The following is a 24,717-nucleotide window of genomic DNA, read 5'->3' on the forward strand; positions in this document are numbered from 1 at the left end:
GCCCTGTTCGGGCCCCCACTCGTTTGACCGAGTGGGACATCAGACCAGTCGAGACTGGTCTTAATGGTTCTCTTCGTGTGCCATCGACAGGTAAACGATGGTCAGCATCATGAAGATAAACGCCTGCAGGGTGATGATCAGGATGTGGAACACAGCCCACGCCCACTGCAGAACTACGCCCAGGCCGCTAAGCCAGAGCAGACCGCTGCCGAACATCACAGCAATCAGAATGAAGACCAGCTCGCCGGCGTACATGTTGCCGAACAGACGCAGTGCCAGGGAGATAGGTTTGGCAATCAGCGTCACGAACTCCAGCAGGAAGTTCACCGGAATCAGCAAGGCTTGAACGAAGATGTTCTTGCTGCCGAACGGGTGCAGGGTCAGTTCGCCAATGAAGCCGCCGATGCCCTTGACCTTGATGCTGTAGAAAATGATCAGCGCGAACACCGACAGGGCCATGCCCAGGGTAGCGTTCGGGTCAGTGGTCGATACGGCACGGAACGGAATGTGCGCATCGCCAGTGATCAGGATGGCCAGTTGAGGAATCCAGTCGACCGGGATCAGGTCGACGGCGTTCATCAGGAAGACCCAGACGAAGATGGTCAGTGCCAGCGGTGCAATCACCGGGCTACGGCCATGGAAGCTGTCTTTCACGCTGCCATCGACGAATTCGACCAATACTTCAACGAAGTTCTGCAAAGCACCAGGCTGACCGGAAGTCGCTTTCTTTGCCGCCATGCGGAAAAGAAGAACGAAGATCAGACCCAAAGCGACCGACCAGCCGAGAGTATCGACGTGGAAAGCCCAGAAGCCCATTTCTTTGGCTTCTGCTGCGGTGTGGGCAAAACCCCACCCGCCGGTTGGGTGCTGACCGAAGGTCAGGTTCTGCAAGTGGTGCTGGATATAGCCCGAAGCGGTTGTTTCTGCCATGGTTGCCTCAAACGCCCTAAGGTCTCGAAAGTCTTGTTCTCATCAGCAGGGGCGCGAACCAGCTGACCAGTTGGGTCAACACGAAGACGCCGAATACAGCTAGCGGCGCCAATGGCTTCACACCTGCGAACGTCAATGCAAAGAGCACTGCCGTCAAAATCAGTTTGCCCGCCTCGCCGGCATAAAAAGACCGAACGATGGCTTGAGCTGCTCGGGCGCCGGAAAACCGAAATGCCCTGTGAGCGAAATACACATTGGGCAGCAAGGCTATCAGGCCTCCGCAAAGTCCCGAGTACCCGGCAACGACTCCGTGCCATTGCCAAAGCGCCAAAGCGGCGATCAGCAGAACGACAAACTGAGCCATCAACACCGGAAAAACTGCCAGGCGATGGAACGGCAAGCGGTTTGGCGTGCGGCTTTCCATCACAATTGCTCCCCAATGGTCGGCTGCCAGAATTCAATAACTTGGCATAATTTGTGCCGACAAAATGCGCGCAGAGTATAGGGGCGGTTCTGCCCCTATTCAACTGTCAGGTAGTGATTTCCGACTGCTCGCTACATGTGGAAATGTTTCAGCGAATGTGTGCAAGCACACCTTGAAGCTCATCGAGGGAGTTGTAACCGATCACCAACTGCCCCTTCCCCTTCTTTCCGTGTCGGATCTGCACCGCAGAGCCTAGGCGCTCAGCCAGGCGCTGCTCGAGTCGGGCGATATCCGGGTCCGGTTTTACCGGTTCGGCAGGCTCCTGTTTGCCACTCAACCACTGGCGAACCAGTGCCTCAGTCTGGCGCACCGTCAGCCCACGTGCGACAACATGTCGCGCCCCTTCCACCTGTTGATTCTCCGGCAAACCCAGCAAAGCACGTGCATGACCCATTTCCAGGTCGCCGTGGGAGAGCATGGTTTTGATGACTTCCGGCAACGCGATCAAGCGTAGCAGGTTGGCCACGGTCACGCGGGACTTGCCCACCGCTTCGGCCACTTGCTGCTGAGTCAGCTGGAATTCCTGCTGCAAACGCTGCAGAGCGACCGCTTCTTCGATCGGATTGAGGTCTTCGCGCTGAATGTTCTCGATCAGCGCCATGGCGATGGCGGTTTCATCCGGTACATCGCGCACCATCGCCGGTATGGTTTCCTGGCCAGCCTGCTGGCTGGCCCGCCAGCGGCGTTCGCCGGCAATGATTTCGAAGCGGCCGCTACCAATCGGACGGACCACGATCGGCTGCATCACGCCCTGGGCCTTGATCGACTGCGCCAGTTCTTCCAGTGCCTGCGGGTCCATGTCCCGACGCGGTTGGTACTTTCCGCGCTGGATCAGGTCCAGGGGCAAATGCTGCAGCTCACGCTGATCGGCTTGTACCGCCTGCTCTTCCAGCGAGCTGACAGTCGGACCGCTCAGCAGTGCATCCAGTCCACGTCCGAGACCTCGTTTCTTGACGGCCATGGGGATTCCTTAATTTGCCTGAGCAGCGGCGGTGCGTGAGTTTTTGCGCTGACGGCGAACCATCTCGCCCGCCAATGCCAGATAGGCAATGGCGCCCCGTGATGTTTTGTCGTACGCCAGCGCCGGCATGCCATAGCTTGGCGCTTCGGCCAAACGGATGTTGCGCGGAATGACCGTGTCGTAGAGCTGCTCGCCGAAGTGTTCTTTGAGCTGAGCCGATACGTCATTCATCAGGCTCAGGCGCGGGTCGTACATCGTTCGCAACAAGCCTTCGACTTTCAGGTTCGGGTTCAGCAGTTCAGCGATGCGCTTGATGTTATCCACAAGGTCGCTCAAGCCTTCAAGGGCAAAGTACTCGCACTGCATGGGGATAATGACCCCGTCAGCCGCGACCAGAGCGTTCAGTGTCAGCATCGACAGAGACGGCGGGCAGTCGATCAAAATGTAATCGTAGTTTTCACGGATCGGCGCCAACGCGCTGCGCAAGCGGCTTTCCTTCATCTGCATTTCCAGCAGAACCACTTCGGCCGCGGTCAGGTCGCGGTTGGCCGGCAGCAATTGGTAACCACCGTGCTCGGAATAGTGCATGGCCTGGGCCAGGTCGCACTCGCCGATCAGCAGGTCGTAAACCGAATTTTCCAGGCCGTGTTTATCCACACCGCTACCCATGGTGGCGTTGCCCTGTGGATCGAGATCGATCAACAGCACCCGGCGCTTGGTAGCAACCAGTGAAGCTGCGAGGTTGATGCAGGTGGTGGTTTTACCCACACCACCCTTTTGGTTCGCAATCGCGAATACCTTAGCCATTCTTGCTTGTGTTCCCAATCATGCCGTGCGGCGCAGTATCAGCAGATGGCGTTGGCCTTGGCAACCAGGAACGGCCAGGGCGTGTTCGCTATCGAGGTGGAAGTCTGCCGGCAATGCTACCAGCTCATCGGCGGGATGAACGCCCTTCATTGCCAACCATCGTGTATCGGCGTCGCCGAGGTGGCGCGTCCAGTTGCTGAAGTTTTCCATGCTGCTGAACGCTCGGGAAATGATCCCGTTGAACGGCTGGGCAGGCTGAAAGGCTTCGACGCGACTGTGGATAACTTGCAGGTTATCCAGTTTGAGTTCGAGTTTGACCTGGGTCAGGAAGCGGGTTTTCTTGCCGTTGCTGTCCAGGCAGGTCACTTGCGAGTCTGGAAACAGGATTGCCAACGGAATACCCGGCATCCCACCGCCGCTGCCAACGTCGAGCCAGCGACCGTTTTCGATGAACGACATCACGCTCAAACTATCGAGCAAGTGACGCGAGACCATTTCGTCGGGATCGCGCACAGCGGTGAGGTTGTAGGCCTTGTTCCATTTGATCAACAGGGCCAGGTAACCCAGCAACTGCGCGTGCTGGGTTTCTGTCAGTGTGACACCGAGCTGGCGAGCACCTGTGGATAACTCTTCGGCGTGTTGCGAGGTGACCAACGAACTCAAGCGCTTTGCTCCAACTGACGGCCCGCGCCGCGTTTTTTCAAATGAATCATCAACAGCGAAATGGCTGCTGGCGTGACACCCGGTATACGCGACGCCTGGCCCAAGGTTTCCGGCCGGGTCGCACCGAGCTTGCTCTGGATCTCTTTGGAGAGACCGGAAATGTTCGTGTAATCGATATCCACAGGCAGTTTTGTGTCTTCACTGGCCCGCAGACGGGCGATTTCATCCTGCTGACGATCGATGTAACCGGCGTATTTGGTCTTGATTTCAACCTGCTCGGCGACCTGTGGATCTTCTGCGCCCCCACCGGTCACAGCGATCAGACCAGCGTAGTCGATTTCTGGACGGCTCAAGAGGTTGAGCAAGTTGTATTCGTGAGTCAGCGGCGTGCCGAATTTTTCGGCAATGGCATCGCCCTGTTCGGTGCCCGGGCGAACCCAGGTACTTTTCAGCCGTTGTTCTTCCAGATCGATGCTTTCGCGTTTCTTGCAGAAAGCCGCCCATCGCACGTCATCCACCAGACCCAGCTCTCGACCTTTTTCGGTCAAACGCAGATCGGCGTTGTCTTCGCGCAGTATCAGGCGGTACTCGGCACGGGATGTGAACATCCGATACGGTTCCTGAGTACCCAACGTAATCAGGTCGTCGACCAACACTCCGATATACGCCTCGTCACGACGCGGGCACCAGGCATCTTTGCCCTGAGCACGCAATGCGGCGTTGGCTCCGGCCAGCAAACCTTGGGCGCCGGCTTCTTCATAGCCGGTGGTGCCGTTGATTTGTCCGGCGAAGAACAGACCGCCGATGACTTTGGTTTCCAGGCTGTACTTCAGGTCACGCGGGTCGAAGTAGTCGTACTCGATGGCGTAGCCCGGACGAACAATGTGAGCGTTTTCCATGCCGCGGATCGATTGCACGATCTGCAATTGCACATCGAACGGCAAGGATGTGGATATCCCGTTCGGGTACAACTCGTGAGTGGTCAAACCTTCTGGCTCGATGAAGACCTGGTGGCTTTCCTTGTCGGCAAAGCGGTGGATCTTGTCTTCGATCGATGGGCAATAACGCGGGCCAATGCCTTCGATCACACCGGAATACATCGGCGAACGATCAAGGTTCGAGGCAATGATTTCGTGGGTACGAGCGTTAGTGTGGGTAATCCAGCAGCTGACCTGTTTCGGATGCTGCTCTTTGGAACCCATGAACGACATTACCGGTATCGGCGTATCGCCGGCTTGCTCGGTCATGACCGAGAAATCCACGGATCGACCGTCGATGCGCGGCGGCGTACCGGTTTTCAAGCGGCCAACACGCAATGGCAATTCACGCAGACGGTGAGCCAAGGCAATCGATGGCGGATCTCCGGCGCGACCACCGGAATAGTTCTGCATTCCGATGTGGATAAGTCCACCGAGGAAAGTGCCCGTGGTCAATACCACCGAATCCGCGAAGAACCGCAGGCCCATTTGGGTGACGACACCACGTACTTGTTCCTGCTCGACGATCAGGTCATCAGCAGCTTGTTGAAATATCCACAGGTTCGGCTGGTTTTCCAATGCTTCGCGGACAGCGGCCTTGTACAGAATTCGGTCTGCCTGAGCGCGAGTTGCACGCACGGCCGGGCCTTTGCGGCTGTTCAATACGCGGAACTGGATTCCACCTTTATCGGTCGCCATGGCCATCGCGCCGCCGAGGGCATCAATTTCTTTCACCAGATGGCTTTTGCCGATCCCGCCAATGGCAGGGTTGCAACTCATGGCACCGAGGGTTTCCACGTTATGCGTCAGCAACAGGGTTTTCGCCCCCATACGTGCTGAGGCCAGTGCTGCCTCGGTACCGGCATGACCGCCGCCGATGACGATCACTTCAAAACGGGAAGGGAAATCCACCACGCACCTCGTGCCTGCTTCAGTTAGGTAATCAGGAATAGTTTGAGCTCAGGTTTCTGGACCTGGGCGGCAAGTATAGGGACTTCGCCCTTCCTAAAGAACCCTTTGCACAAAATTTAACCAGCTGTGGAGAAATCGGGGTTATAGAAATTAAAAAGAGAGAAATTTATTAAATTTTTGTTTTTATGTTTATTTCTACTGAGACTGTTTTCTGTGGATAGATCTCTATAGGCCTTTATATTCAATATGTACAGAGATTCAAAAGCCTGTGGTCATGTGCCAGGGAGACCTTTGGATAACCGGTTTAAGCCTGTGGATGAAAGGGGTGGTTATCCACAGGGGCGGTTATCTTCAGTTTTGAGGCCCTGTTATCAACTGCCCTTAGTGGCAGTTACTCACAGGGCTTAATCCACAGAAAAGTGATGAACGAACAAATTCCGCACACGGAAAGTCCGCTCAAGCAGAAAGAATATGCTCGGCACTGAAGGAAGTTTTAAGAGAATGGAGGGAACAGACAGGCGCGAATGGCCTGTCTGTGGACAACGGAAAGACTATTTACCGATGCAGAAGCTGGAAAAGATTCGTCCCAGCAGATCATCGGAGCTGAAAGCACCCGTGATTTCACCCAAAGCGTGTTGAGCCTGGCGCAAATCCTCTGCCAGCAATTCACCGGCACCTGCCAGGGTCAGTTGAGCACGGCCGTGCTCGAGGGAAGCGCTGGCATGACGCAATGCTTCAAGGTGACGCCTGCGTGCACTGAAGCTGCTTTCTGAGGTCTGCTCGTAGCCCATGCACGCCTTGAGGTGGTCACGCAGCAATTCCAGTCCCTCGCCTGCAGACTTGGCGCTGAGGCTGATGGTGACGTGGCCATCCTCACTGACTTCCAGGGCGATGGTCTCTCCGGTGAGGTCAGCCTTGTTACGGATCAACGTGACATTGGCCGGATCCGGGCGGGTTTCAAGAAACTCCGGCCATAACGCGAACGGATCAAGCGCTTCAGGAGCGGTGGCATCGACGACCAGCAGCACGCGATCTGCCTCGCCGATGGCTTTCAACGCCCGTTCCACACCTATTTTTTCCACATGGTCATCGGTATCTCGCAGACCAGCGGTATCCACAACGTGAAGCGGCATGCCATCGATGTGGATGTGTTCGCGAAGAATGTCCCGGGTTGTGCCGGCAATCTCGGTCACGATTGCAGCTTCTCGTCCAGCCAGGGCGTTCAGCAAGCTGGATTTACCGGCATTAGGCCGGCCGGCGATGACCACCGTCATGCCGTCACGCAACAGGGCACCTTGCCCGGCTTCGCGCAACACAGTGGATAACTCGTCACGCACTTTGTCGAGCATGCTCAGCACGTGGCCATCGGCAAGGAAGTCGATCTCTTCTTCCGGGAAGTCGATCGCCGCTTCGACATAGATCCGCAGGCCAATCAATTGCTCAGTGAGGTTATGCACACGTTCCGAAAAAGCGCCTTGCAAGGAACGCAGTGCATTTCGCGCCGCTTGTGCAGAACTTGCCTCGATCAAATCGGCGATGGCTTCGGCCTGGGCCAGGTCGAGTTTGTCGTTGAGGAATGCACGTTCGCTGAATTCACCCGGACGGGCCAGACGGCAACCCAGTTCCAGACAACGTTTGAGCAGCATATCGAGAACTATCGGGCCGCCGTGGCCCTGGAGTTCCAGCACATCTTCGCCGGTGAAAGAGTTCGGTCCCGGGAAATACAAGGCGATGCCTTGGTCCAGCACCTCTGCGTTTTCATCGAAAAACGGGCCGTAGTGGGCGAATCGCGGCTTGAGTTCACGACCGCTGAAGGCCTTGGCCGCAATGCTCGCCAACGGCCCGGAAATACGGACGATGCCTACACCGCCGCGACCTTGAGCGGTGGCGACGGCGGCGATGGTTTCACGAGAAACGCTCATAAACCGGTTTCCAGACAAAAGTGACAGATAGCAAAACGCCCCACTAGGGGGCGTTTTGAGTGGTTACCCACAGAGTGAGTTACGCCTCGGCTTTTTTGGTAGCCGCTTCGATCTTACGCGTGATGTACCACTGTTGGGCGATCGACAAAACGTTGTTCACTACCCAATACAGCACCAGACCAGCCGGGAACCACAGGAAGAAGAACGTGAAGATGATTGGCATCATTTTCATGACCTTAGCCTGCATCGGATCCGGAGGCGTCGGGTTCAACTGCTGCTGGATGAACATGGTTGCACCCATGATGATCGGCAGAATGAAGAACGGATCCTTGATCGACAGGTCAGTAATCCACAGCATGAACGGCGCTTGGCGCATTTCAACGCTTTCCAGCAGAACCCAGTACAACGAGAGGAAAACCGGCATCTGCACGAGGATTGGCAAGCAACCACCCAGCGGATTGATCTTCTCTTTCTTGTACAGCTCCATCATGGCTTGCGACATTTTCTGCCGGTCATCACCATGTTGCTCTTTTAGCGCAGCCAGTTTTGGTGCCACTGCGCGCATACGGGCCATGGATTTGTAGCTGGCTGCCGACAACGGGAAGAAGATCCCTTTGATCAGCATGGTCAGGAAGATAATCGACCAGCCCCAGTTACCGACCAGCGCGTGGATGTGTTGCAGCAACCAGAAGATTGGCTGGGCAATGAACCACAGAATGCCGTAGTCGACAGTCAGTTCCAGACCTGGGGACAACTCTTTCAGCACAGCCTGGCTTTTTGGACCGGCGTACAGAACAGCGCTGGTCTCGGCTTTCGCACCTGGTGCAACAGTCATTGCCGGTGCGGTGTAGCCGATAATGTAGTTGCCTTTGCTGTCTTTTCGGGTCTGGACGATATTGTTTTCGCCCTTGACCGGAATCCATGCGGTCACGAAGTAATGCTGCAACCAGGCAACCCAACCACCGGTGACGGTTTCCTTGAGCTGAGCCTTGTCCATGTCGCTCATCGACACTTTCTTGTACGGCTCGTTACTTGTCCACAGGGCGGCGCCCAGGTAAGTCGCGGTGCCGGTGGCCGTGCTGGAAGAAGGATCGGAGCTGGCGTCACGCTTCAATTGCGCGAACATTGCACCGGACCAGGGCTGAGCGCTCTGGTTGTCGATCAGATAGGAAACGGTTACGTCATACAGGCCACGTTTCACAGTGAAACGCTTGATGTAGTTGACGCCGTCCTTGCTGAACTTCAGGTCAACGACCATTTGGTCCTGACCGTCAGCCAGTTGATAAGTCTTCTTCTCCGAGGCGTAAACCGGACGACCGGCAGGACTTGCGTCCGGACCGTTTGTGCCGATCAAACCGCTTTGAGCCAGATACGTCCGCTCGTTGCCGTTATCGAACAGCTGGAAGGGAATTTCCGGATGGTCCTGGCGACGTGGATACAGCGGCAGCGTCAGCTGGGCAACATCACCACCTTGGGGATCGATAGCCAGATTGAGCACATCCGTCTTGATCTGGATGAGGTCTTTGTTTGCAGCCACCGGCGTTTCAGCAGGAGCGGTTGCACTGGTATCGCTTGCGGCGCGTGGAATGTCGTCACTGACAGAAGCATTTTTGCCAGTCGCCGTATCCGGTAGGCCCGGTGCGGTCGTACTGGAAGCAACATTCTGAGTCGGCAGGGCAGCCTGGCCATAGTCCTGGTTCCATTTAAGAACCATAACGTAGGACACGATTGCCAGGGCGACGATCAGGATCGTGCGTTTGATATCCATGATTACTCGGCCATCGAAGAAGAACGGGAGGTAGGGATAGGTGGAACCGGGTCATAACCACCGGGATTCCACGGATGACAGCGACCTAAACGACGAAAGGTCAGCCAGCCACCGCGCAGAAGGCCATGATTTTCTATGGCTTCTAACGCGTAGCAGGAACAACTGGGGTAGAAACGACAGTGACTGGCCATCAGCGGACTGATGGCATAGCGGTAAAACTGGATCGGAACGAGCGCCAGTTTACGCATCGGGACTGTCTACCCCTACAGTTTCGGTTTTGACTACTGGTACCGGCGTGCTGCGTGCCAGACGTTTCCAGAGTTTGCCGAAATGCTGAATCAATTCGGGGTTTTCTACGTCCCCCAAACCTTTGCGCGCGACGATAACGATGTCCCAACCGACCAGTGAATCCTGGTTCAGACGGAACGATTCGCGCATCAGACGTTTGAGGCGATTGCGCTCGACGGAGAGCTTTACGCTCTTTTTCCCGATAACCAGCCCGAGACGGGGGTGATCAAGATCGTTGTTGCGCGCAAGGAGCAGGAGATTTTTCCCCGGAACCTTGCCGGTAGGGGAGTCAAAGACTGCCTTGAAATGCCGGGGAGTAAGCAGACGCTTTTCCCGACTGAAGTCCTGACTCACCTCCAGTGCCGGATTATCAAACTGCCAGACGCGCACGACCTTTGGCGCGACGACGCGACAGGACGGCACGACCGTTCTTGGTAGCCATGCGAGCACGGAAACCGTGGGTACGAGCGCGTTTGATAGTGCTTGGTTGGAAAGTACGTTTCATTGTCGTGTTACCTGGTTCGTCCACAACGGGCCGGAATGGCCCCCGTTTTAAGAGACCGGGGATTCTAGAGAAAGCAAGCCTCTAGGTCAATTTCCAACCAACGTTTCCTTATAAATAGATCTCCAGCGGTTTTGCCCGTCGTCACCTCCTGCCAAATATAAAAATAAAGAAGGAAAGTATTTAAAGCTTTTCTGTAAAGCTTATAAAAGCAAGGGCAGCGATCTGCTGTGGATAACTGGCTCTAACCCTTTAAGGACAAGCTGTACAGAGAATGACAACTACGGTGGAAAACGGTGGTCAGCCTGTGCTGCGCTATCGGATAAGCTGTGTGTGAAAGGGGGAGTTATCCACAAGCAGGTTATCCACCGAGTTTTGCCCCCACTTGTACAACGACCTCAGGGGCGGTTATCCACAGAGCTTATGCACAGACCATTGGTCGTCTTTTTTTCGTATAAATCGTTGATTCTTCTTAGTCAGGGACCCACCTACGTGTGGATAAGTCGGCGTCTGGTCGCTACAATGACCGCTTGTTTTTGCCTCACCGGCTTTCGACTTAGGGGATATCCGTGTCAGTGGAACTTTGGCAGCAGTGCGTGGAGCTTTTGCGCGATGAGCTGCCTGCCCAACAATTCAACACTTGGATCCGTCCACTACAGGTCGAAGCCGAAGGCGACGAATTGCGTGTCTACGCACCGAATCGTTTTGTTCTCGACTGGGTCAATGAAAAGTACTTGGGCCGCGTCCTTGAACTGCTGGATGAGCATGGCAACGGTATGGCGCCTGCGCTCTCCTTATTAATAGGCAGCAAACGCAGTTCGGCGCCGCGTGCTGCTCCGAATGCGCCGCTGGCTGCTGCCGCGTCCCGGGAACAGGCCGCTCAAGCGCCTGTCAGCGCTCCGGCCTCCACCGCCGCGGCTACGCCGACCAAGCGTTCGACACAGAAAGTTGCCGAAGTCAGTGAGGAGCCGTCGCGCGACAGTTTCGATCCGATGGCGGGGGCGAGCTCTCAACAGGCCCCGGTGCGTTCCGAGCAGCGCACGGTGCAGGTCGAAGGCGCGCTCAAGCACACCAGCTACCTGAATCGCACTTTCACCTTCGAGAACTTTGTCGAAGGTAAATCCAACCAACTGGCCCGCGCAGCGGCCTGGCAGGTGGCGGACAATCCCAAGCATGGTTACAACCCGCTCTTCCTTTATGGGGGCGTTGGTTTGGGTAAAACTCACTTGATGCACGCTGTGGGTAACCACCTCTTAAAGAAGAACCCGAATGCCAAAGTTGTTTACCTGCATTCCGAGCGTTTTGTGGCGGACATGGTCAAGGCACTGCAACTGAACGCAATCAACGAGTTCAAGCGCTTCTACCGTTCGGTGGATGCGTTGCTGATCGATGACATTCAGTTCTTCGCCCGCAAGGAACGCTCTCAGGAAGAGTTTTTCCACACCTTCAACGCCCTGCTCGAAGGTGGTCAGCAGGTCATTCTCACCAGTGATCGCTACCCGAAAGAAATCGAAGGCCTTGAAGAACGCCTTAAATCGCGCTTTGGCTGGGGCCTGACGGTTGCCGTCGAGCCGCCGGAGCTGGAAACCCGTGTAGCGATCCTGATGAAAAAGGCCGACCAGGCCAAGGTCGATCTGCCACACGATGCGGCGTTTTTCATTGCACAGCGTATTCGCTCCAACGTCCGTGAGCTGGAAGGCGCGCTCAAGCGCGTGATCGCCCACTCGCACTTCATGGGCCGCGATATCACTATCGAGCTGATCCGCGAATCCTTGAAGGACCTGTTGGCACTCCAGGACAAGCTGGTCTCTGTGGATAACATTCAGCGCACCGTCGCCGAGTACTACAAGATCAAGATTTCCGACCTGCTGTCCAAGCGTCGTTCACGCTCGGTCGCTCGTCCGCGTCAGGTTGCCATGGCGTTATCCAAAGAGTTGACTAACCACAGCCTGCCGGAAATCGGCGACGTGTTTGGCGGCCGCGACCATACGACTGTTTTGCACGCCTGCCGCAAGATCAACGAACTTAAGGAATCCGACGCGGACATCCGCGAGGACTACAAGAACCTGCTGCGTACACTGACCACTTGATGAACACCAGCGCAGCTTATTAAGGCAAGGGACTAGACCATGCATTTCACCATTCAACGCGAAGCCCTGTTGAAACCCCTGCAACTGGTCGCAGGCGTCGTCGAGCGCCGACAGACCTTGCCGGTGCTCTCCAACGTGCTGCTGGTTGTCGAAGGCCAGCAACTGTCGCTGACCGGCACCGACCTGGAAGTCGAGCTGGTCGGCCGTGTCGAGCTCGAAGAGCCTGCGGATCCGGGTTCCATCACTGTACCTGCACGCAAGCTGATGGATATCTGCAAGAGCCTGCCGAACGACGCGCTGATCGACATCAAGGTCGACGAGCAGAAGCTGGTGGTGAAGGCTGGTCGTAGCCGCTTCACTCTGTCGACCCTGCCAGCCAACGATTTCCCGACTGTTGAAGAAGGCCCAGGTTCGCTGACGTGCAGCCTTGAGCAAAGCAAACTGCGTCGTTTGATCGAACGCACCAGTTTCGCCATGGCTCAGCAGGACGTGCGTTATTACCTCAACGGTATGCTGCTGGAAGTCTCGGCCGGTATCATCCGTGCCGTGGCCACTGACGGTCACCGTCTGGCCATGTGCTCGATGCAAGCTGACATCGGTCAGCCAGATCGCCACCAGGTCATCGTGCCGCGCAAGGGTATCCTCGAGTTGGCGCGCCTGCTGACCGAGCCGGACGGCATCGTCAGCATCGTCCTGGGTCAACATCACATCCGCGCCACCACTGGCGAGTTCACCTTCACCTCAAAACTGGTCGACGGTAAATTCCCTGACTACGAGCGCGTGCTGCCCAAGGGCGGTGACAAGCTGGTACTCGGCGACCGTCAGGCGTTGCGTGAAGCATTCAGCCGTACCGCGATTCTATCCAACGAGAAGTACCGCGGCATTCGCCTGCAACTGGCCAACGGTCAGCTGAAAATTCAGGCCAACAACCCGGAGCAGGAAGAGGCGGAAGAAGAAGTCGGCGTCGAATATAACGGCGGCAATCTCGAAATCGGTTTTAACGTCAGCTACCTGCTCGACGTGCTGGGCGTCATGACCACTGAGCAGGTCCGCCTGATCCTGTCCGACTCCAACAGCAGTGCGCTGGTGCAAGAGTCGGACAACGACGACTCGGCCTACGTCGTCATGCCGATGCGTCTGTAATCATGCTCAGCAGAAGCTAGATGTCCTTAAGTCGCGTCTCGGTCACCGCGGTGCGCAATTTGCACCCGGTGACCTTCTCCCCCTCTCCCCGAATCAACATTCTTTACGGCGCCAACGGCAGCGGCAAAACCAGTGTTCTGGAAGCCATTCACCTGCTGGGGCTTGCCCGGTCGTTTCGTAGCACCCGCCTACTGCCGGTCATTCAATACGAGCAGTTGGCGTGCACGGTATTTGGCCAGGTCGAATTGGCGGAGGGCGGGCATAGCGCATTAGGGATATCACGAGACCGCCAGGGTGAGTTCCAGATCCGCATCGACGGACAGAATGCCCGTAGCGCGGCGCAGTTGGCAGAGATCCTCCCGCTGCAGCTGATCAACCCTGACAGTTTCCGCTTACTGGAAGGTGCACCGAAGATTCGTCGACAGTTTCTCGACTGGGGCGTGTTCCACGTGGAACCCCGATTCATGTCCACCTGGCAACGCTTGCAGAAGGCCCTGCGCCAGAGAAACTCTTGGCTGCGGCATGGTACACTTGACGCCGTTTCGCAAGCGGTTTGGGACAGAGAACTGTGCCAGGCCAGCGCTGAAATTGATGAATACCGCCGTGCTTACATCAAAGCCTTGAAACCAGTCTTTGAACAGACCTTGAGCGAACTGGTTGAGCTTGAAGGTTTGACGCTCAGCTATTACCGAGGTTGGGACAAGGACCGTGAGTTAAGTGCTGTACTCGCCGGGTCCCTTCAGCGGGATCAGCAAATGGGTCATACCCAGGCCGGACCACAACGCGCTGATTTGCGTCTCAGATTGGGCGCACATAACGCCGCGGACATCTTGTCCCGCGGACAGCAAAAGTTGGTGGTCTGTGCATTGCGGATTGCTCAAGGGCACTTGGTCAGCCAGGCCCGACGCGGCCAGTGTATTTATCTGGTGGATGACTTGCCGTCCGAACTGGACGAGCACCACCGTCGCGCGCTATGCCGCTTGCTGGAAGACTTACGCTGCCAGGTGTTTATCACCTGTGTAGATCACGAATTATTGAGGGAAGGCTGGCAGACGGAAACGCCAGTCGCCCTGTTCCACGTGGAACAGGGCCGTATCACCCAGACCCACGACCATCGGGAGTGAAGGCATTGAGCGAAGAAAATACGTACGACTCAACGAGCATTAAAGTGCTGAAAGGCCTGGATGCCGTACGCAAACGTCCCGGTATGTACATTGGTGACACCGACGATGGCAGCGGTCTGCACCACATGGTGTTCGAGGTGGTCGATAACTCGATCGACGAAGCTTTGGCAGGCCATTGCGACGACATCAGCATCATCATCCACCCGGATGAATCCATCACCGTTCGCGATAACGGCCGTGGCATTCCGGTAGACGTGCACAAAGAAGAAGGCGTCTCGGCAGCCGAGGTCATCATGACCGTACTGCACGCCGGCGGTAAGTTCGACGACAACTCCTACAAAGTCTCCGGCGGTCTGCACGGTGTAGGTGTGTCGGTGGTGAACGCACTGTCCAAAGAGCTGATCCTGACCGTGCGCCGTAGCGGCAAGATCTGGGAACAGACTTACGTACACGGTGTTCCGCAAGAGCCAATGAAGATCGTTGGTGAGAGCGAGACTACTGGCACCCAGATTCACTTCAAGCCATCGGCTGAAACCTTCAAGAATATCCATTTCAGCTGGGACATCCTGGCCAAGCGGATCCGTGAACTGTCCTTCCTCAACTCCGGTGTTGGCATCGTCCTCAAGGATGAGCGTAGCGGCAAGGAAGAACTGTTCAAGTATGAAGGTGGCCTGCGAGCGTTCGTTGAATACCTGAACACCAACAAGACCCCGGTCAACCAGGTGTTCCACTTCAACATCCAGCGTGAAGATGGCATCGGCGTTGAAATCGCCCTGCAGTGGAACGACAGCTTCAACGAGAACCTGTTGTGCTTCACCAACAACATTCCGCAGCGCGACGGTGGTACTCACCTGGTAGGTTTCCGTTCCGCTCTAACGCGTAACCTGAACACCTACATCGAAGCTGAAGGCCTGGCCAAGAAGCACAAGGTCGCCACCACCGGTGATGACGCCCGTGAAGGCTTGACCGCGATCATCTCGGTGAAGGTGCCGGATCCGAAGTTCAGCTCCCAGACCAAGGACAAGCTTGTGTCTTCCGAAGTGAAGACCGCTGTCGAACAGGAAATGGGCAAGTACTTTTCCGACTTCCTGCTGGAAAACCCGAACGAAGCCAAACTGGTTGTCGGCAAGATGATCGATGCGGCACGTGCGCGTGAAGCGGCACGTAAAGCCCGTGAGATGACCCGCCGTAAAGGTGCGCTGGACATCGCCGGTCTGCCGGGCAAACTGGCTGACTGCCAGGAAAAAGACCCTGCCCTCTCCGAACTGTACCTCGTGGAAGGTGACTCTGCTGGCGGCTCCGCCAAGCAGGGACGCAACCGCCGTACCCAGGCCATCCTGCCGCTGAAAGGCAAAATCCTGAACGTCGAGAAGGCGCGCTTCGACAAGATGATTTCTTCGCAGGAAGTGGGCACCTTGATCACCGCGCTGGGCTGCGGCATCGGCCGCGACGAATACAACATCGACAAGCTGCGTTACCACAACATCATCATCATGACCGATGCTGACGTCGACGGTTCGCACATCCGTACCCTGCTGCTGACCTTCTTCTTCCGTCAGTTGCCGGAGCTGATCGAGCGTGGCTACATCTACATCGCTCAGCCACCGCTGTACAAGGTCAAGAAAGGCAAGCAAGAGCAATACATCAAAGACGACGACGCCATGGAAGAGTACATGACGCAGTCGGCCCTGGAAGATGCGAGCCTGCACCTGAACGAGGAAGCTCCGGGTATCTCCGGCGAAGCCCTTGAGCGTCTGGTGAACGACTTCCGTCTGGTAATGAAGACCCTCAAGCGCCTGTCGCGCCTGTATCCACAGGAGCTTACTGAGCATTTCATCTACCTGCCGGCCGTGAGCATGGAGCAACTGTCCGATCACGCAGCGATGCAGGATTGGCTGGCCCAGTATGAAGTTCGCCTTCGTACCGTCGAGAAGTCTGGTCTGGTCTACAAGGCGAGCCTGCGCGAAGACCGTGAACGTAACGTCTGGCTGCCAGAGGTCGAACTGATCTCCCATGGCTTGTCGAACTACGTCACGTTCAACCGCGACTTCTTTGGCAGCAACGATTACAAAACCGTTGTCTCTCTGGGCGCTCAGCTGAGCAGCTTGCTGGACGACGGCGCGTACATCCAGCGTGGCGAGCGCAAGAAGCCGGTCACCGAGTTCAAGGAAGCCCTTGAATGGCTGATGGCCGAGAGCACCAAGCGTCACACCATCCAGCGATACAAAGGTCTGGGCGAGATGAACCCGGATCAGCTGTGGGAAACCACCATGGACCCAAGCCAGCGCCGGATGCTCAAAGTAACCATCGAAGACGCCATTGGCGCGGACCAGATCTTCAACACCCTGATGGGTGATGCGGTCGAACCTCGTCGTGACTTCATCGAAAGCAATGCTTTGGCGGTTTCCAACCTGGATTTCTGATTCAAGGGAATGCCAAACACAAAGGCCAGCGCATTGCGCTGGCCTTTTTGTTTGCAAAAAATTCTCGTATTCGATCTTCGACAATGTATTTCCCGAACTTTGCCAAAAACGGGATTTGGGCTTTACGCTTCGCAGAAACAGCCTACATACGGTATATCCGGTGCTCTTTATCCTACCGCCTCCCTGGCAGGTGTATTACCTGCACGGGAGCTGTCATTGGGGTATCGAACAAGGAATGCAGTTTGCCAACACCCGCGTATTTAGTTACAAACGGTAACCGCCAAGGGATGATTACTGCCGGCACAATTACTTCGGATTCGGTTGGAAACATATACCAAGAGGGGCACGAAAACCAAATCCTGGTCCAGGGATTCAGCCATCAGATAATTATTCCCAGGGATCCTCAATCGGGCCAGCCAACGGGTCCGCGAGTGCATAAGCCACTGATGATTTCTAAGGTATTTGATAAGTCATCACCTCTAATTTTCAATGCGCTCGCCACTGGAGAAGTTTTAGATAACTGACATATTGCCTGGTATCGACCTAAGTCCAGCGGTGTCGGCGGACAGGAACATTATTTCAGTATCGAGTTAAACGACGCTGTAATTGTTGACATACAGTCGAGAATGCCGAGTTGCCAAGATCCCACATGGCGCACTTTACACATCTCGAAGACGTGTACTTCACGTACCGAAAAATTACATGGACTCACGAAATTTGTGGCACTTCGGGATCTGATGACTGGCGTGCTCCAAATCAAAGCTAAGCGTGCCTCCTGAATCGCAGGCATAAAAAAACCGGCTATATCAGCCGGTTTTTTTACGTCCGAAAAAAACTTATGCACCTTTTTTGGTGTTTTATATTTTTAGGAAATATGTATATAAATCATAAGCCTACAAGCAAACTGCGCCGCTTTTCAGCAAAACGGTACACAGGTTATCCACAGAATCTCAGACAGCCATCTGATCACTGGCAGCCGGCGCTTGCGGAGCGGGTGGAAGCGAGCCCATTTCCCGCTGCATCTGTTCATTCCAGGCCTGAACCCGGTCATTGAGGTTAGCAATAGCGCGAGGCCCGCTACCTTCGGCGTACATCGGCTCGCCGATGATCACGGTGATGACGCCTTGCTTCTTCGCCCAACCGGTTTTAGGCCAGAATTTTCCGGCATTGTGCGCAATCGGCAGCACCGGTAGTTCGGCATTGACGGCCAACGCCGTTCCACCTCGAGAGAATTTTCCGACGGTGCCGTAAGGAACCCGCGTCCCTTCAGGAAAGATCAGTACCCAAACACCATCTTTCAGAAGCTCATCACCCTTCTTCGCCACATGCTTGAGCGCGGCCTTCGGGTTATCACGATCGATGGCGATCGGTCGCAACATGGCCATGGCCCAGCCAAAGAACGGCACATACAGCAATGAGCGCTTCAGTACCTGGCTCAACGGCTCGAAGTAAGCCGAGAGGAAGAACGTCTCCCAGGTGCTCTGATGGTTCGACTGAATCACGCAGGGCTGGGCAGGCACGTTCTTGGCGCCCTTCACTTCATAGCTGATGCCCAGAAAGACTTTGCTCAGCCACAAGGCGCAGCGGCACCAGTACACATTGATAAAACGATAGCGCGCCTTGAACGGCAGAAAAGGCGCGATAAAAAAGCTCAGGCTGCACCAGAGCAAGGAGCTGGTGCCCAGCAGCAGGTAAAAGAGGAAGGTTCTGATGGCCTGCAGTATCGACATGGCGACGTTTACCGTGCGGGCTCTGCCCGTCTATATAAAGCGCACTCCCGATCAATCCTTGGTCAGGAAATCCGAAAGCACTCTAATTGTGGATAAGTTCTGCGGCAATCGCCGCCAGATCGTCAAAAATCAAGGTGCCTGCCGGTAGGGTTTTACCCAAAGTCTTTTCACCTTTCCCGGTCTTTACTAAAACTGGCTGAGAATCGACGGCTTTGGCGGCTTCCAGGTCACCGAGACTGTCGCCAACGAACCATAGATCAGTCAGCGACACGTTGTAATGCGCGGCGATGGTTTTCAACATCCCGGGTTTTGGCTTGCGGCAATCGCAGCCTTCGTCCGGCCCGTGTGGGCAATAGACGATCAGCCCGACCTGACCGCCCTGCTCCGCCACCAACGAGCGCAAGCGCTCGTGCATGGCGTCCAGGGTGACAACGTCGTAATAGCCACGAGCGATGCCCGACTGGTTGGTAGCGACCGCTACCGTCCAGCCGGCCTTGCTCAACTGCGCGATGGCTTCGATCGAACCGGGGAGCGGAATCCACTCATCCACCGATTTGATGTAAGCGTCGGAGTCGTAGTTGATCACCCCGTCCCGATCGAGAATCAGCAGTTTCAAACAGTCTTACCCCAGCAGCGAAATGTCGGCGACGCCGAGGAACAGCCCACGCAGACGCGACAACAGCGCATAACGGTTGGCGCGTACCTTGGCGTCATCCGCGTTGACCATCACGGCTTCGAAGAAAGCATCCACCGGCTCGCGCAAGGCCGCCAGACGCGCCAACGATTCGCTGTACTGACGGGCCGCAGCCATTGGCTGAACAGCCTGATCAGCTTGCTGAATCGCCGAGTACAGGGAGAACTCATTGGCGTTGTCAAAGTACTTGGCTTCGACGACCGACGGAACAGAGCCTTCCACTTTGCTCAGCAAGTTCGAAACGCGCTTGTTCACCGCAGCGAGGGCAGCGGCTTCCGGCAATTTGCGGAACGCTTCTACTGCTTGAACACGCTGATCGAAGTCCAGTGCCGAACCTGGTTTCAGTGCGCGCACCGACAGGTAAGTCCCGACATCGACGCCCTCGTCTTCGTAACGGGCACGCAGACGGTCAAAGATGAACTCCAGCACCGACTCGTTAAGGCCGGCAGATTTTACCTTGGTACCGAATGCATTGACGGCGAACGCCACGGCGTCGTTCAGGTCGAGGTCGAGCTTCTTGTCGATCAGGATGCGCAACACACCCAGCGCCGCACGGCGCAAGGCGTACGGGTCTTTACTACCGGTCGGCAGCATGCCGATACCGAAAATGCCGACCAGCGTGTCGAGTTTGTCGGCGATGGCAACGGCCGCACCGGTCAGGGTGGTCGGCAGCTCAGCGCCAGCGCCTCGCGGCATGTATTGCTCGTTCAGCGCCAGCGCGACTTCTTGCGGCTCGCCGTCGTTGAGCGCGTAGTAGTAGCCGGCGACACCTTGCATCTCCGGGAATTCACCGACCATCTCGGTCGCCAGGTCACACTTGGACAGCAGGCCTGCACGGGAAGCCCAAGCGGCGTTGCCGCCAATGCGCTGTGCGATGAATGCTGCGAGTCTGGAAACGCGCTCGGCCTTGTCGTAGACGCTGCCGAGTTTTTCCTGGAACACCACGTTTTGCAGACGCAGGTTGAAGTCTTCGAGTTTCTGCTTCTTGTCTTGCTTGAAGAAGAACTCGGCGTCGGTCAGGCGTGGGCGAACTACTTTCTCGTTGCCGGCGATGATCTGCTGCGGGTCTTTGCTTTCGATGTTGGCTACGGTAATGAAGCGTGGCAGCAACTTGCCTTCGGCATCCAGCAGGCAGAAATACTTCTGGTTGTCCTGCATGGTGGTGATCAGCGCTTCTTGCGGTACGTCGAGGAAACGCTCTTCGAACGAGCACACCAGCGGAACTGGCCATTCAACCAGCGCGGTCACTTCGTCGAGCAGCGAGGGCGGAACGATCGCCGTGCCTTCCTGCATCGTCGCCAGTTCTTCGGTGCGCTTGCTGATCAGTTCGCGACGCTCGTTGGCGTCGGCGAGGACGTAAGCGGCGCGCAGGTCGGTCAGGTAGTTGGCTGGCGAAGTAATGCGCACGCTTTCCGGGTGATGGAAGCGGTGACCACGGGAATCACGACCGGATTTCTGAGCAAGGATCGTGCAATCGATGACCTGGTCACCCAGCAACATCACCAGCCATTGGGTCGGGCGAACGAATTCTTCTTTGCGAGCACCCCAGCGCATGCGCTTCGGGATCGGCAGGTCGTTCAGGGAATCTTCGACGATGGTTGGCAGCAGGCTCGCAGTCGGCTTGCCGGCGATGTTTTGGCTGTAACGCAGTTTCGGGCCGCTCTGATCGATTTCGCTCAGGTCAACGCCGCATTTCTTGGCAAAACCCAAGGCCGCTTGAGTCGGGTTGCCTTCGGCATCGAACGCGGCCTGACGTGGCGGGCCATCGAGGTTGATGCTGCGATCCGGCTGCTGAGTCGACAGCGCGGTGATCAGCACCGCCAGACGGCGTGGCGCGGCGTAGACGGTTTTGGTCTCGTAGTTCAGCCCGGCAGCTTGCAGGCCCTTGTCGATACCGGCCAGAAACGCGTCGGCCAGGGTGTTCAGGGCTTTGGGTGGCAGTTCTTCGGTGCCCAGTTCAACCAGAAAATCTTGCGCACTCATTGTGCAGCCTCCAGCTTGGCCAGTACTTCATCACGCAGGTCCGGGGTTGCCATCGGGAAGCCCAGCTTGGCGCGAGCCAGCAGGTAGGCTTGCGCAACGGAACGCGCCAGGGTGCGTACACGCAGAATGTATTGCTGACGCGCAGTCACCGAGATTGCCCGGCGCGCATCCAGCAGGTTGAAGGTGTGGGAAGCCTTCAACACCATTTCGTAGCTCGGCAACGGCAGCGGCTGGTCGAGTTCGATCAGGCGCTTTGCCTCGCTTTCGTAGAAGTCGAACAGTTCGAACAGTTTCTCGACGTTGGCATGTTCGAAGTTGTAGGTCGACTGCTCCACTTCGTTCTGGTGGAACACGTCGCCGTAGGTCACTTTACCGAACGGACCGTCAGCCCAGACCAGGTCATAGACCGAATCCACGCCTTGCAGGTACATGGCCAGACGCTCGAGGCCGTAAGTGATCTCGCCGGTCACCGGGTAGCACTCGATGCCGCCCGCTTGCTGGAAGTAAGTGAACTGCGTCACTTCCATCCCGTTCAACCAGACTTCCCAGCCCAGACCCCAGGCGCCCAGTGTTGGCGATTCCCAGTTGTCTTCAACGAAGCGGATATCGTGGACCAGCGGGTCCAGGCCGACATGCTTGAGGGAGCCCAGGTACAGTTCCTGGAAATTGTCCGGGTTCGGCTTCAGGACTACCTGGAACTGGTAGTAGTGCTGCAGGCGGTTCGGGTTTTCGCCGTAGCGGCCGTCAGTCGGGCGGCGACTGGGCTGCACATAAGCGGCGTTCCAGGTTTCCGGGCCGATGGCGCGCAGAAACGTGGCAGTGTGGAAAGTCCCGGCGCCTACTTCCATATCGTAGGGCTGAAGTACCACGCAACCTTGCTCGGCCCAGTATTGCTGGAGGGCGAGGATCAAGTCTTGGAAGGTACGCACGGCTGGCGTAGGCTGGCTCACGAAATTCACCTGTTTCTTGGGCTGCGATTTAAAGAGCGGGAGTATACCCGATTCGTTGCTGCGCACGCCCCCTGGAGCCTTATGCCGCGCTGCTTTTGGTGTTCCGAAGATCCGTTGTACATGGCATATCACGACCAGGAGTGGGGGACGCCGCTACGCGATGCGCAGGGATTGTTCGAGTTGCTTTTGCTTGAAGGGTTCCAGGCCGGCCTCTCCTGGATCACCGTGTTGCGTAAACGTGAGCGATATCGCGAGGTGCTGTTCGGCTTCGACGTACAGCGCGTGGCGCAGATGAGCGACGCCGAAATCGATGAATTGATGCTCGATCCCGGCATTATTCGCAATCGACTCAAACTCAACGCGGCCAGGCGCAATGCCCAGGCCTGGCTGGCGCTGGAAGATCCGGTAGAGTTCCTCTGGTCCTTTGTGGGTGGCCAGCCCGTGATCAATCATTTAAAGGATCGAACAGAAGTGCCGGCGGTCACGCCGGTCGCTGTCGAGATGAGCAAAGGCCTGAAAAAGGCCGGCTTCACCTTCGTCGGTCCGACCATTTGCTACGCGTTGATGCAGGCCTCGGGGATGGTCATGGACCACACCCGGGATTGCGATCGCTACGCGACGTTGGCGAACGGCGGTTAGAATAGCCGCCTCGCGCACAACACAAGATCAGGAGTGACCTGTGGATAAGTTGAAAGGCGCCTTGCTGGTAGGCGCTCTGCGGTTGTTTGCCCTGCTGCCTTGGCGGGCCGTGCAGGCAGTGGGCTCGGCCATCGGCTGGTTCATGTGGAAAACCCCCAATCGTTCCCGCGACGTGGTGCGGATCAACCTGGCCAAGTGCTTCCCGGAGATGGATACGGCTGAGCGTGAACGTCTGGTCGGCCAGAGCCTGAGCGACATCGGCAAATCGCTGACCGAAAGTGCCTGTGCGTGGATCTGGCCGGCACAGCGTTCCATTGATCTGGTACGCGAAGTCGAAGGGCTCGATGTCTTGAAGGACGCCCTCGCCTCCGGTAAAGGCGTCGTCGGCATCACCAGCCACTTGGGGAACTGGGAAGTGTTGAATCACTTCTACTGCAGCCAGTGCAAACCGATCATTTTCTATCGTCCGCCAAAGCTTAAGGCTGTTGATGAATTGCTGCGCAAGCAGCGGGTGCAATTGGGAAACAAGGTCGCCGCTTCCACCAAGGAAGGCATCCTCAGTGTCATCAAGGAAGTGCGCAAAGGTGGTGCAGTGGGTATTCCCGCTGACCCGGAACCGGCCGAATCCGCCGGGATCTTCGTGCCGTTCTTCGCCACCCAGGCGCTGACCAGCAAGTTCGTACCGAACATGTTGGCAGGCGGCAAAGCGGTTGGCGTGTTCCTGCACGCCCTGCGTCTGCCTGACGGTTCGGGCTATAAAGTGATCCTCGAAGCTGCGCCAGAGGCCATGTACAGCACCGATACCGAGACGTCGTGCGCGGCCATGAGCAAAGTGGTCGAGCGCTACGTGCAGGCTTATCCGAGCCAGTACATGTGGAGCATGAAGCGTTTCAAGAAGAGGCCGCCGGGCGAAGAACGCTGGTATTGAGTTGATTGGCATGATCTGTGGATAACTGCAGGAGGGAGCTTGCTCACGATGGACTCAAGAGCGCCGCGTTTAGCCAGTAAACACGCCTTTTCGTTAAAGACCATCGCGAGCAAGCTCGCTCCTACAGTTATCCACACCGGTTCAGAAAAGGGCGCAGCTTATGTCCGAACACCGCAAATCGTTTCGCATCAAGATCAGTCATGAAAGCTTCGGCGAGTGCCTCGGCCAGACCTGCAATCTCTCGACCACGGGCGTCTACGTCAAGCACCCGGACTTGTCGGCGCTGCCCAAAGGCGCGGTGGTTTACGGTCAGGTGCAGGACTTACCCACAGGTGCGCCCCGGGTTCGCATGGAAGTGGTGCTGGTAGACGCCGACGGCATTGGCCTGCGCTATCTCTGATCAGTGCGCATGACGCTCAAGCTTCTTCAGAAATACCGTCATTTCCTTCTCAGCCTGCTTGTCGCCGTGAGCGCGAGCGGCGTCCAGCCCCTGCTCCCACGCCTGATGCGCGGCCGGATAATCCGCCAGCGCCAGATACGCCTTGCCCAGCAGTTTCCACGCCGCTGAATACTTCGGATCGAATTCGACGCAACGCTGGAAATGTTCGGCGGCCTTGGTGTTTTCCCCAAGATCCAGGTAACCCTTGCCCAGGCCGAAGCGTAGCAATGAGTTATCCACACCCTTGGCGAGCATTTTTTCCAGGGATTCGATCATCGGGTGAATTCCTACTAGAGGCTCGTCAGTTAGAAATGTGTGTCTTAAAGAAAGCTATCGCGAGCAAGCTCGCCCCCACATTGG

The 24,717-nt window shown here is 56.6% G+C and carries 23 protein-coding genes and 1 pseudogene; 8 read left to right on the forward strand and 16 right to left on the reverse strand.

All coding sequences use genetic code 11. The features are described from left to right. Positions 1 to 60: 60 nt before the first annotated feature. From atpB to rpmH, 11 genes are all read right to left on the reverse strand, one after another. Entirely contained in the window at positions 61 to 930 is an 870-nt protein-coding gene (gene atpB / locus ACYZT9_RS00875; RefSeq protein WP_010465471.1) for a F0F1 ATP synthase subunit A, read from the reverse strand. A 16-nt stretch (positions 931 to 946) separates the two neighbouring features. Beyond that, positions 947 to 1,354 carry a F0F1 ATP synthase subunit I gene (locus ACYZT9_RS00880; RefSeq protein ID WP_010465473.1) on the reverse strand — a complete coding sequence of 136 codons (408 nt, stop codon included), beginning with the start codon at positions 1,352 to 1,354 and terminating at the stop codon, positions 947 to 949. A 148-nt stretch (positions 1,355 to 1,502) separates the two neighbouring features. Next, positions 1,503 to 2,375, reverse strand: coding sequence for a ParB/RepB/Spo0J family partition protein (locus tag ACYZT9_RS00885; protein WP_008027541.1), 873 nt, complete (start codon positions 2,373 to 2,375; stop codon positions 1,503 to 1,505). A 9-nt stretch (positions 2,376 to 2,384) separates the two neighbouring features. Then, positions 2,385 to 3,182, reverse strand: coding sequence for a ParA family protein (locus ACYZT9_RS00890; protein WP_461952557.1), 798 nt, complete (start codon positions 3,180 to 3,182; stop codon positions 2,385 to 2,387). 18 nt (positions 3,183 to 3,200) lie between these two features. Next, on the reverse strand, positions 3,201 to 3,845 hold the full coding sequence (rsmG, locus tag ACYZT9_RS00895; protein ID WP_462008139.1) for a 16S rRNA (guanine(527)-N(7))-methyltransferase RsmG: 645 nt from the start codon (positions 3,843 to 3,845) through the stop codon (positions 3,201 to 3,203). Beyond that, a complete protein-coding gene (gene mnmG / locus ACYZT9_RS00900; protein WP_462008140.1) occupies positions 3,842 to 5,734 on the reverse strand; it encodes a tRNA uridine-5-carboxymethylaminomethyl(34) synthesis enzyme MnmG in 1,893 nt (630 codons plus the stop codon). The genes rsmG and mnmG overlap by 4 nt, the downstream gene beginning before the upstream one ends. 551 nt (positions 5,735 to 6,285) lie before the next feature. Then, the gene (gene mnmE / locus ACYZT9_RS00905; protein WP_462008141.1) at positions 6,286 to 7,656 is read right to left on the reverse strand and encodes a tRNA uridine-5-carboxymethylaminomethyl(34) synthesis GTPase MnmE; all 1,371 of its coding nucleotides are present in this window, start codon (positions 7,654 to 7,656) and stop codon (positions 6,286 to 6,288) included. A gap of 79 nt (positions 7,657 to 7,735) precedes the next feature. Then, the gene (yidC, locus tag ACYZT9_RS00910) at positions 7,736 to 9,424 is read right to left on the reverse strand and encodes a membrane protein insertase YidC (RefSeq protein WP_462008142.1); all 1,689 of its coding nucleotides are present in this window, start codon (positions 9,422 to 9,424) and stop codon (positions 7,736 to 7,738) included. Positions 9,425 to 9,426: 2 nt separating this feature from the next. Then, positions 9,427 to 9,672, reverse strand: a complete 246-nt coding sequence (yidD, locus tag ACYZT9_RS00915) for a membrane protein insertion efficiency factor YidD (RefSeq protein ID WP_010207715.1) — start codon at positions 9,670 to 9,672, stop codon at positions 9,427 to 9,429. Then, entirely contained in the window at positions 9,665 to 10,066 is a 402-nt protein-coding gene (rnpA, locus tag ACYZT9_RS00920; protein ID WP_462010297.1) for a ribonuclease P protein component, read from the reverse strand. Before rnpA ends, yidD begins: the two co-directional genes overlap by 8 nt. Before the next feature lie 16 nt (positions 10,067 to 10,082). Next, the gene (gene rpmH, locus ACYZT9_RS00925) at positions 10,083 to 10,217 is read right to left on the reverse strand and encodes a 50S ribosomal protein L34 (protein WP_003213577.1); all 135 of its coding nucleotides are present in this window, start codon (positions 10,215 to 10,217) and stop codon (positions 10,083 to 10,085) included. Positions 10,218 to 10,783: 566 nt separating this feature from the next. On the opposite strand from rpmH, the gene dnaA reads away from it, so the two are divergent. The 5 genes and pseudogenes from dnaA to ACYZT9_RS00950 all read left to right on the forward strand — a co-directional run bounded on the left by dnaA (position 10,784) and on the right by ACYZT9_RS00950 (position 17,760). Continuing rightward, positions 10,784 to 12,304 (forward strand): chromosomal replication initiator protein DnaA, encoded by a 1,521-nt coding sequence (gene dnaA / locus ACYZT9_RS00930; protein WP_462008143.1) that lies wholly within the window; start codon positions 10,784 to 10,786, stop codon positions 12,302 to 12,304. Between the two features lie 39 nt (positions 12,305 to 12,343). Further along, entirely contained in the window at positions 12,344 to 13,447 is a 1,104-nt protein-coding gene (dnaN, locus tag ACYZT9_RS00935) for a DNA polymerase III subunit beta (RefSeq protein ID WP_461952552.1), read from the forward strand. Positions 13,448 to 13,467: 20 nt separating this feature from the next. Beyond that, entirely contained in the window at positions 13,468 to 14,571 is a 1,104-nt protein-coding gene (recF, locus tag ACYZT9_RS00940; RefSeq protein ID WP_007969883.1) for a DNA replication/repair protein RecF, read from the forward strand. 5 nt (positions 14,572 to 14,576) lie between these two features. Further along, positions 14,577 to 16,994 carry a DNA topoisomerase (ATP-hydrolyzing) subunit B gene (gyrB, locus tag ACYZT9_RS00945; RefSeq protein WP_462008144.1) on the forward strand — a complete coding sequence of 806 codons (2,418 nt, stop codon included), beginning with the start codon at positions 14,577 to 14,579 and terminating at the stop codon, positions 16,992 to 16,994. A gap of 242 nt (positions 16,995 to 17,236) precedes the next feature. Further along, positions 17,237 to 17,760, forward strand: a pseudogene (locus tag ACYZT9_RS00950) (Hcp family type VI secretion system effector). 184 nt (positions 17,761 to 17,944) lie between these two features. Here the strand turns inward: ACYZT9_RS00950 and ACYZT9_RS00955 are convergent. The 4 genes from ACYZT9_RS00955 to glyQ form a co-directional block, all read right to left on the reverse strand. Then, positions 17,945 to 18,724 (reverse strand): lysophospholipid acyltransferase family protein, encoded by a 780-nt coding sequence (locus ACYZT9_RS00955; protein ID WP_462008145.1) that lies wholly within the window; start codon positions 18,722 to 18,724, stop codon positions 17,945 to 17,947. An 82-nt stretch (positions 18,725 to 18,806) separates the two neighbouring features. Then, a complete protein-coding gene (gene gmhB, locus ACYZT9_RS00960) occupies positions 18,807 to 19,340 on the reverse strand; it encodes a D-glycero-beta-D-manno-heptose 1,7-bisphosphate 7-phosphatase (RefSeq protein WP_462008146.1) in 534 nt (177 codons plus the stop codon). 6 nt (positions 19,341 to 19,346) lie between these two features. Beyond that, a complete protein-coding gene (gene glyS, locus ACYZT9_RS00965; RefSeq protein ID WP_462008147.1) occupies positions 19,347 to 21,401 on the reverse strand; it encodes a glycine--tRNA ligase subunit beta in 2,055 nt (684 codons plus the stop codon). After that, positions 21,398 to 22,351 (reverse strand): glycine--tRNA ligase subunit alpha, encoded by a 954-nt coding sequence (glyQ, locus tag ACYZT9_RS00970; protein WP_003213601.1) that lies wholly within the window; start codon positions 22,349 to 22,351, stop codon positions 21,398 to 21,400. The genes glyS and glyQ overlap by 4 nt, the downstream gene beginning before the upstream one ends. A gap of 81 nt (positions 22,352 to 22,432) precedes the next feature. On the opposite strand from glyQ, the gene tag reads away from it, so the two are divergent. The 3 genes from tag to ACYZT9_RS00985 all read left to right on the forward strand — a co-directional run bounded on the left by tag (position 22,433) and on the right by ACYZT9_RS00985 (position 24,318). Next, entirely contained in the window at positions 22,433 to 22,990 is a 558-nt protein-coding gene (tag, locus tag ACYZT9_RS00975; RefSeq protein WP_462008148.1) for a DNA-3-methyladenine glycosylase I, read from the forward strand. A 40-nt stretch (positions 22,991 to 23,030) separates the two neighbouring features. Beyond that, the gene (locus tag ACYZT9_RS00980; protein ID WP_462008149.1) at positions 23,031 to 23,918 is read left to right on the forward strand and encodes a lysophospholipid acyltransferase; all 888 of its coding nucleotides are present in this window, start codon (positions 23,031 to 23,033) and stop codon (positions 23,916 to 23,918) included. A 160-nt stretch (positions 23,919 to 24,078) separates the two neighbouring features. Next, positions 24,079 to 24,318 (forward strand): PilZ domain-containing protein, encoded by a 240-nt coding sequence (locus tag ACYZT9_RS00985; protein ID WP_462008150.1) that lies wholly within the window; start codon positions 24,079 to 24,081, stop codon positions 24,316 to 24,318. Here the strand turns inward: ACYZT9_RS00985 and ACYZT9_RS00990 are convergent, their stop codons facing one another. Then, the gene (locus ACYZT9_RS00990) at positions 24,319 to 24,633 is read right to left on the reverse strand and encodes a tetratricopeptide repeat protein (protein WP_462008151.1); all 315 of its coding nucleotides are present in this window, start codon (positions 24,631 to 24,633) and stop codon (positions 24,319 to 24,321) included. Positions 24,634 to 24,717: the final 84 nt, after the last annotated feature.

This window comes from Pseudomonas sp. ZT5P21 (genome assembly GCF_054897785.1).

Excerpts from the sequence above, each read along its gene's own strand:
- atpB (WP_010465471.1), bottom strand. The coding sequence starts at position 930 with ATGGCAGAAACAACCGCTTCGGGCTATATCCAGCACCACTTGCAGAAC.
- ACYZT9_RS00880 (WP_010465473.1), bottom strand. The coding sequence starts at position 1,354 with ATGGAAAGCCGCACGCCAAACCGCTTGCCGTTCCATCGCCTGGCAGTT.
- ACYZT9_RS00885 (WP_008027541.1), bottom strand. The coding sequence starts at position 2,375 with ATGGCCGTCAAGAAACGAGGTCTCGGACGTGGACTGGATGCACTGCTG.
- ACYZT9_RS00890 (WP_461952557.1), bottom strand. The coding sequence starts at position 3,182 with ATGGCTAAGGTATTCGCGATTGCGAACCAAAAGGGTGGTGTGGGTAAA.
- mnmE (WP_462008141.1), bottom strand. The coding sequence starts at position 7,656 with ATGAGCGTTTCTCGTGAAACCATCGCCGCCGTCGCCACCGCTCAAGGT.
- yidC (WP_462008142.1), bottom strand. The coding sequence starts at position 9,424 with ATGGATATCAAACGCACGATCCTGATCGTCGCCCTGGCAATCGTGTCC.
- yidD (WP_010207715.1), bottom strand. The coding sequence starts at position 9,672 with ATGCGTAAACTGGCGCTCGTTCCGATCCAGTTTTACCGCTATGCCATC.
- rpmH (WP_003213577.1), bottom strand. The coding sequence starts at position 10,217 with ATGAAACGTACTTTCCAACCAAGCACTATCAAACGCGCTCGTACCCAC.
- dnaN (WP_461952552.1), top strand. The coding sequence starts at position 12,344 with ATGCATTTCACCATTCAACGCGAAGCCCTGTTGAAACCCCTGCAACTG.
- recF (WP_007969883.1), top strand. The coding sequence starts at position 13,468 with ATGTCCTTAAGTCGCGTCTCGGTCACCGCGGTGCGCAATTTGCACCCG.
- ACYZT9_RS00955 (WP_462008145.1), bottom strand. The coding sequence starts at position 18,724 with ATGTCGATACTGCAGGCCATCAGAACCTTCCTCTTTTACCTGCTGCTG.
- glyS (WP_462008147.1), bottom strand. The coding sequence starts at position 21,401 with ATGAGTGCGCAAGATTTTCTGGTTGAACTGGGCACCGAAGAACTGCCA.
- tag (WP_462008148.1), top strand. The coding sequence starts at position 22,433 with ATGCCGCGCTGCTTTTGGTGTTCCGAAGATCCGTTGTACATGGCATAT.
- ACYZT9_RS00985 (WP_462008150.1), top strand. The coding sequence starts at position 24,079 with ATGTCCGAACACCGCAAATCGTTTCGCATCAAGATCAGTCATGAAAGC.
- ACYZT9_RS00990 (WP_462008151.1), bottom strand. The coding sequence starts at position 24,633 with ATGATCGAATCCCTGGAAAAAATGCTCGCCAAGGGTGTGGATAACTCA.